Annotated in this window: 5 protein-coding genes and 1 pseudogene; 4 read left to right on the top strand and 2 right to left on the bottom strand. The window is 39.1% G+C overall.

Annotated elements, in window-relative coordinates; genetic code table 11:
* Both WB217_RS10260 and WB217_RS10255 read left to right on the top strand, forming a co-directional pair.
* Window positions 1-285: pseudogene (locus tag WB217_RS10260) on the top strand (stage V sporulation protein R); the annotation flags it as partial.
* Between the two features lie 334 nt (window positions 286-619).
* Window positions 620-1,543 carry a cation diffusion facilitator family transporter gene (locus WB217_RS10255; protein ID WP_423993105.1) on the top strand — a complete coding sequence of 308 codons (924 nt, stop codon included), beginning with the start codon at window positions 620-622 and terminating at the stop codon, window positions 1,541-1,543.
* A 27-nt stretch (window positions 1,544-1,570) separates the two neighbouring features.
* On the opposite strand, the gene WB217_RS10250 is transcribed toward WB217_RS10255, so the two are convergent.
* Window positions 1,571-1,834: an ArsR/SmtB family transcription factor gene (locus tag WB217_RS10250; protein WP_423993109.1), complete on the bottom strand. Its 264-nt coding sequence runs from the start codon at window positions 1,832-1,834 to the stop codon at window positions 1,571-1,573.
* A gap of 380 nt (window positions 1,835-2,214) precedes the next feature.
* Here WB217_RS10250 and WB217_RS10245 point away from each other — a divergent pair, with 380 nt between their 5' ends.
* A complete protein-coding gene (locus tag WB217_RS10245) occupies window positions 2,215-2,583 on the top strand; it encodes a YidH family protein (protein WP_423993103.1) in 369 nt (122 codons plus the stop codon).
* Between the two features lie 227 nt (window positions 2,584-2,810).
* Here WB217_RS10245 and WB217_RS10240 read toward each other — a convergent pair whose 3' ends face one another.
* Window positions 2,811-3,056, bottom strand: a complete 246-nt coding sequence (locus WB217_RS10240; protein WP_423993107.1) for a DUF3939 domain-containing protein — start codon at window positions 3,054-3,056, stop codon at window positions 2,811-2,813.
* A 359-nt stretch (window positions 3,057-3,415) separates the two neighbouring features.
* On the opposite strand from WB217_RS10240, the gene WB217_RS10235 reads away from it, so the two are divergent.
* Window positions 3,416-4,138 (top strand): hypothetical protein (locus tag WB217_RS10235; RefSeq protein ID WP_423993101.1); only part of this gene is annotated, 723 nt, incomplete at its 3' end.

Genomic DNA, 4,138 nt, shown 5'->3' with positions numbered 1-4,138 from the left:
GTAGTCGACAAAGCATGGGAGCAGGTTCGTGACCAGCTAGTCAGCATGAGGGTGAATGGGGGCTTTCCTTATTTGTCTGTTATCGACGGCGACTACCTGAAAAATGGGGAGCTTTACATCCAGCACGGCTACGAAGGAATTGAATTGGATATTAAATACCTGGAAAAGGTACTCCCGTATATACACCAGCTGTGGGGCCGAAAATGTCACATTGAGACGATCGTCGAGGGAAGGGCGATGCTCTACACATATGATGGCAAAGGCATCCACCGGAAATACTTATAGATTTACAACCAAACCGCTGATTTCAGCGGTTTTTTATTTTGTTCGTTTAACCCTGTGTATAAAAATAGCTTCCTGGGGAGTTATCGAGTAGCAGTATTGTGAGCGCCTGAAGAATATTATTATTTTTTAGTGTAAAACCAATAATAAAAAGGTATTTATTACAACAGGAGTGGAAATTTATAAAATGCTGTTTCTGCGTCATTAAAACTTCATAGGTATCAATGGGAAATCAAATATAATGCATAAAAAATAGATTGAACCTTTTTCAACCTTAAGTCATAATTATATATATGAGCATATATTCATATATAGACAGAAAGAGAGGCGATTCTTTATGGGTCATCATCATTCACACGGCCACAGTCATGGACACAGCCACAGCCATACGAACAATAAAAAAGCTTTATTCTGGTCTTTCCTGTTAATAGCGTCATTTATGGTTGTTGAGGTCATCGGAGGATTTTTGACGAACAGCCTTGCGCTGCTGTCGGATGCAGGCCACATGCTAAGTGATGCGGCAGCCTTAGGCCTTAGCTTGTTCGCAATGAAGCTTGGTGAACGGAAAGCGACACAGTCGAAGACATTCGGCTATAAAAGATTTGAGATCATTGCTGCTGCTTTAAACGGACTGACTTTGATTTTAATCTCAATCTATATATTTTATGAAGCCTATCACCGCTTAATAAATCCTCCAGAGGTACAGAGTATGGGCATGCTGACTATTTCGGTCATTGGCCTGATTGTAAATATCATTGCTGCATGGATTCTGATGAGCGGTGACAAGGATGAGAATTTGAACGTAAGAAGTGCGTTCCTTCATGTGCTTGGTGATATGCTCGGTTCTGTTGGAGCAATTACAGCAGCGTTACTCATCTATTTCTTCGGCTGGGGGCTGGCTGATCCTATCGCAAGTATCGCCGTTGCGATTCTAATTATAATTAGCGGTTGGAGAGTAACAAAAGAGTCTTTCCACGTTCTGATGGAAGGCACACCTGCACAAATCAAGGTAAATGAAGTAAAGGATGCGCTGATGAAAATCCCGAACGTTACAGATGTTCATGATATTCATGTCTGGTCGATTACTTCAGGAGTAGCAATGCTAAGCGGTCACATTGCCGTTGCGGGGGAAGGTTTTCATGATCGAGTCCTTCATCAAGCTCAGGAATTACTGCATGAAGATTTTGGAATCGAGCACAGCACATTACAGGTTGAAGGCGAAGAGAACGGCTGTCCATGTGCGCATGAACCATGCAATTAATATGAGAATAGAAATAATGCCAGCCAATCAATGATGGCTGGCATGTTCTATGCTTTTCTTTAATAGATCAATTACATGCTCGTCGTCATGTGTATAAAACAGGGTAGTACCTTCTCTCCGGAATTTGACCAGTCTGAGGTTTTTTAAGAAACGAAGCTGATGGGAAACAGTCGACTGCAGCAGAGAGAGCTTTTCAGCGATTTCATTCACAGAATGCTCACCATGGAAAAGAAGGTGCAAAATTCTAAGGCGGGTAGGGTCCGAGAGTGCTTTGAAAGTTTGGGATACCATAAATAATGTTTCTTCATCAAGTTCAAAATCTGGAAAGTCTTTTTTCTCATTTTCCAACAGAATCAGCCTCCTCTCTTCATTATACCGTATCAATCAAAAAGAAAAATCACAGCATGCTCACTCTGCCGTGATTTTTTATGTTGCATTTAAAAAGCGAAACCACCAGACCAACGGCTTGAAAGTAAAGGATAAATCATGGATCCCACCTCTAAGCAATCATGTTGACTAACTAATACCTAAGAGAATGGAAAACAAAACAGGTAGTAAGTGGATGGAAGATGAGCACCCTAGAAGTAAAATATAAACCTAAAGTGGTAAACTGGATGATGGGAAGATAGCAAAACCCGAAAAATAAAGAGAAAACATGGGGAGTGAAGAGTTTGGAAGAAGATAAAACTCTTGAGTCAAAATATATCCAGCAGCATCTAGCGAATGAACGGACATATCTTGCCTGGGTCCGGACTTCCATTGCAATTATAGGAATCGGTTTTCTGGCTTCGAGCCTGCATTTCAACAATATTCGTTTAGTCAGCGAAATTGCAGATACAATAGCGGTATTTGTAAGCATCTTTTCTTTGCTAGTTGGTTTAATCATTCTGAGCTTTGCTACGGTACACTATTTTACGGTGAGAAAGAACATCAACAGTCAGACCTTTGCTTCAGCTGATAAACTTATAAAAGTCTCAACAACAATCATCTTTCTGATTTTTTTGCTATTGGGCTTATATTTAATCAGCATTTTGTTTTAAGAAGGTTCTTGTCGTAACTGTGTTGCTTTTGCCTCCTAAAGGTAAAAGCAGGCTACCGAATATATAAAAGACTTTCATTAGAATTCTTCGTTAAGGAAACCTTTCGAAAAGAGCTTGAATTAGAGTGCAATACGGAAAGAGGGGCATATCCGAAGAGCGACAATCTGAGTGAAGAGCAGCAAATAGAAGGAAAGAAAAAAACGGCTCTTACTAGAGGAATCGCTGAATCAATTTCCTGTGCTCTTCTTCTTATGCTTTATATGGGTGACCAGCCCGTCGTAATTGGTTATATAAAGTTCAATATCAAAGTGGGCGTCAAGACAGTGTGTCTGAAGCAGCTGGTAATAGTTGACCCTGTTTAATGGATCATATGAAAGCATGGGAAATTGTATATTTTCTTTTACATATAGATCGACAGCTTTTTGTATGTTATCAATCGTGATCGCAGTTTCTTTTTCGTTTTCCTCAAAAATATTTTACCATCCTCTTTAAAAGCCTCTTCGAGTTGGAGAGCGGAAAAAACCTGTTCAAATCCCTTAAAATTGTATAGATGTTGTCGATAAAATAAGTGTGGCAATAGCATTTTGAGCATGGCAGCGGAATGGGAATTGTTCGCCGAGCCTGCGGTGACTAAAATTTCTTATTTTCGGCCTATATTACATTAAATTCAGTTTAATTATGGAATGATGAGTGGTTATAAAATTCAGATAATATTCACTGTCCTATTATAACTGTCTGGAAAAATATTCATGAAATAAGCCGATCTTTACTGCTATTACTGTATAATAATGATAAAGAGACCGGAAAAATTTCTAAAGAAACGAGGGGCAGGATGGATATTCCCCGCATATACATTTTCGATTTTAATAACGTAGCCTTGACTGTTGTCTTTTCAATAATCACTAGCATTTTCGCAGTTGAATTCAGCAGGCAAGTCAAAAGGCAAACAGATAGAAAAAGACGAAATATGGTCTTTTATTCGTTACTGCTGGCACTGACATTTTGGCTAACTCATTTATTTGTGATTATCTCTGCTGGCGTGCCTTTTTCTACAAGCAATTTTTATTTGTACTTTATTTTATTCTTTGGCATTTGTGGTATCGGTTCATATGCTGCGCTGAGTTTGGCACAAAGGGATATTGCGAACACTTCACAATATATTTTAACTAGTTTGTTAATAGGGACAAGCATCATAGTTGCAGACTACGGGGCTTTCTCGATTATTTTTAAGCATTCGATTGATGTCCAGCCTATGCTGCTTGCTTTTTCGTATTTGTTCATTTTAGTAACGGCTTTTTCGTTACTCAGGTTTTTAATGCAAATCACAAATGAGGATATATATGAGTTTGTGAGAAAGTATAAATATACTGGTTGTGTGTTTGGAGGAATGGCACTGGCTGGTATACCATATATTTTGCTGACTTCAATTGTTGCTGCACCAGAGGGGACGGGAAAATACGCATTTATAGCTCCTTTCATTTTTATGGCGGCAGCGAACTTGTTATTTATGCTCGTTCCAGACGTATTTGGAGAAAGGTTGATCATGAAAAATGTC

Source organism: Mesobacillus sp., from assembly GCF_049588175.1.
GTDB lineage: Bacteria > Bacillota > Bacilli > Bacillales > Cytobacillaceae > Mesobacillus.
Note: the sequence above shows the minus strand (reverse complement) of the source record. Positions and strands in the feature narration are given on the sequence as shown.

Bases quoted from the DNA above. Each gene is read 5' to 3' on its own strand.
- WB217_RS10255 (WP_423993105.1), top strand. From the start codon at position 620: ATGGGTCATCATCATTCACACGGCCACAGTCATGGACACAGCCACAGC.
- WB217_RS10250 (WP_423993109.1), bottom strand. From the start codon at position 1,834: ATGGTATCCCAAACTTTCAAAGCACTCTCGGACCCTACCCGCCTTAGA.